Source organism: Arthrobacter sp. TB 26, assembly GCF_000427315.1.
Taxonomy (GTDB): Bacteria; Actinomycetota; Actinomycetes; order Actinomycetales; family Micrococcaceae; genus Arthrobacter.
Map to the genome: position 1 here is coordinate 1 of NZ_AUPJ01000438.1, position 2,971 is coordinate 2,971.

Consider the following 2,971-nt stretch of genomic DNA (forward strand, 5'->3'; position numbering starts at 1 on the left):
CCTGCCATATCGACGTCGTCGACCGCTGGGGCAACATGGTCTCGGCCACGCCGTCGGGCGGCTGGCTGCAGTCCTCGCCCGCCATCCCTGAACTGGGTTTCTGCCTGGGCACGCGGCTGCAGATGACCTGGCTGGAACCGGGCACGCCATCCACCCTGACGCCGGGCAAGAGGCCGCGCACGACGCTGACGCCCACCCTCGTGCTGCGGGACGGCCAGGCCGTGACCGCACTGGGTTCGCCCGGTGGTGACCAGCAGGACCAATGGCAGCTGCCGTACCTGCTGCGCACGATCATCGGCGGCTACTCGCCGCAGCAGGCCGTCGACGCCCCCACGTTCCATACGACGTCGATGCCGGGTTCGTTCTGGCCGCGCACCTGGGAGCCCGGCGGCGCCGTCGTCGAGGACCGGATGGGTGAGGACGTCATCGCCGGACTCGAACGCCGCGGTCATGTGGTCACCCGGGCGGGCGGCTGGACGCTGGGCCGGTTGTCCGCAGTGGTGCGGGATCCATCGACGGGAGTGCTGCAGGCGGCGGCCAATCCACGCGGCGCGCAGGGGTACGCGGCGGGGCGTTAATTCGCCGGTTCGGCCGAAACTGATCACGGGCCAAAGCGCAGGCCACCTGTTCGCTTGCCAGCCGATGCTTAGCAGCCGCCGCCTGTCAGCCGGCGGCGCGGAGCCGGTCCATGAAGCTGACGGACTCTGCGGCGATCTGCTCCTGCGCCCGTTCACGGGTGATGCGCGGCTCGCCGTCCCCAGGCTGTTCGCCATAGTCCCCGAAGAACGCGTGCACTCCGCCCACCACTGTTGCGAAGCGGGCGGTGGGCGGCAGCAGGGCCTTCGATGCAGCGATCTTCTCCGCGGTGGTGAGGCCGTCATTCGAACCGGAGATGGAGAGCACCGAGAGATTGCCGGTATGCGCCATGCTGTCCGCGGGGTAGGAGGCAAACAGCAGAAGTCCGGAGGCATCCTCGTTCGACTTTGCGAAGGAGGCTGCACTCACTCCTCCCAGTGAGTGGCCCCCGACTGCCCACGAGGTGATTTCCGGGTGGGCGTCCATGGCGCTGCGGGCCTGGCCCGTGTCCAGCAGGGGGATGCCCAAGGGTGCTTTCAGGATGACGACCAGATGGCCTGCGTTCGCGATCGGGCCCAGGATGTCCTGATAGGCGCGCGCATCGACCCGCGCCCCGGGGTAGAAAACGAGGCCCGCACTGGCCTTCCCTTCCGGCGCAAGCGTGATCGAGGTGGCGTCCTCGGCGGTGGTTCCGGTGGTCTGGCCGGCCGCGCCGCTGGGATCGTAAGCAAACGGGTTGAGCCACGCCAGCCCGGCGACGAGACCCACGGCGGTGAGCCGGACCACAATGCTGCGGGCCAGTTGCCAGCGCGACACTGTGCGCTTTGGTTGCCCGCGGTTTGGCTGCCCGCGATTTGTCAGGCGCCGGGTCTTGTTCAGACCCGAATCTTTGGCCAGAAAGAACATCCACAGGAGGCCCAGGGCGACGGCGGCCAACAGCAGGACGGGCAGCGCCGGGTGGCCGCCGAGGACGGCGCTGTTGCCCAGCAACATCCAGAGCGGAACCACGACGAGCGCTCCAGCGGCGATGGCGCCGCTCCAGCCCATCATGGCGGACCCGGGGCCCGCGACCTTTGGGCCGCCCGGGTCCTCCGGCATCGTGGCTTTCACCCTTCGATGGTATCTCCATGATCGAGATAACTGGACAGCGGTAGGTCCGGAGGATTCAGCCCGGGGGTGTCGAGGGTAGCGGGGTGGAAGTAGTGGTTGCGTCGGGGTCTTTGGCGTGGGTCAAGGTGTGGTGGCGGGATGAACCACGGGATGCCGGTACGGACCTGGATGGTCCAGTGTTCCTTGTGGATCACGTGGTGGTGGTGTGAACAGAGCAGTACACCGTTGTCCGTGCCGGTTGTTCCGCCGCGGGACCAGTAGGTGATGTGGTGGGCTTCGCACCAGAGCGCGGGGATGGTGCAGCCGGGGAACGCGCAGCCCTGGTCGCGGACGGTGAGGGCTTTGCGGATGTGGGGCGGGAAGACCCGGGTGGCCCGGCCGATATCCAGGACCTGGCCTGCGCTGCCGAGGAGGACCGGGATGATGTCCGCGTCGCAGGCGATCTTCCGGACGGTCGAGGCGGTGACGGGGCCGGTGAACAGCAGCGACCCGGTCTGTGCCGTGACCTGCCCGCGCTGGAAGGAATCTCCGGAACCGCCCTCGCGGGTGCCGCCCTGGCGGGTGCCGTCGTGAGTGTCGCTGGTTCCGCCGGGCGCGTTGAGGCGGGTGAGGAGGTCGCGGTAGTCGATGGTGACCATGACCTGCGGGCGCAGCCCTCCCGCGCCGGGCAGGGTGCCGGCGGCGAGGGCGAGTTTGCAGGCACCGACGAGGCCGTCGAGGAGTTTCTGCGGACGCGAGCGGAGGTCAAGGGGGACGTCCATAACGTCAGGTCCGGCGTTGTTGCCATGGTCGGCCCACGGGACTGCGGCTGCGTCCACCCCGGCGTCCGGGGCCTGGGTGCGGGGGTTGGTGGCGGTGTTCATGACGGTGAGGAGGTGTTCGAACTGTTCGGCGGTCGCGAAGATCTCCAGATGCTACAGTCCGTGCCGGGGTTTGCGGATGAACGCGCCCTGGAGCTGGCGCAGGAGCTCTTCGGAGGGCTCGGCGCCGTCCTGGTCGATCGCGTCGGTCCAGCTCCGGGCCACCCGGGCCAGGAAGTCCGGGTCGTTCTCCGCGGCGGTGCGGGTCAGGGCGTGCTCCATCCGGGCGGCGGTTTCGGCGTCGCAGACGTGCCGGACCCGGTCCAGGGCCAGGCTGATGATGGTCGCGGACCGGGACGCGACCGCGCCGGAGGCGACGGCGGCACCGAGTTCCCCGTGCACGGCAGGTAACGGTTCGCCGGTGAATCCCTGGCGTGGCAGCAGGCTCTCGGCGAGGGAGAGCCGGCGCCGGGCTTCGGGGGCGC

At 69.5% G+C, this 2,971-nt stretch carries 2 protein-coding genes and 1 pseudogene; 1 reads left to right on the plus strand and 2 read right to left on the minus strand.

The window, feature by feature from the left end:
- Positions 1–578, plus strand: a 578-nt coding sequence (locus tag K789_RS0116705; RefSeq protein WP_024367753.1) for a gamma-glutamyltransferase, incomplete at its 5' end; no start/stop codon positions are given.
- 85 nt (positions 579–663) lie between these two features.
- Here the strand turns inward: K789_RS0116705 and K789_RS23375 are convergent.
- Together K789_RS23375 and K789_RS24125 are read right to left on the minus strand one after the other, a co-directional pair.
- Positions 664–1,686: an alpha/beta hydrolase gene (locus tag K789_RS23375; RefSeq protein WP_237739628.1), complete on the minus strand. Its 1,023-nt coding sequence runs from the start codon at positions 1,684–1,686 to the stop codon at positions 664–666.
- Positions 1,683–2,971 (minus strand): annotated as a pseudogene (locus tag K789_RS24125) (DUF222 domain-containing protein); the annotation flags it as partial. The pseudogene K789_RS24125 and the gene K789_RS23375, both read right to left, overlap by 4 nt.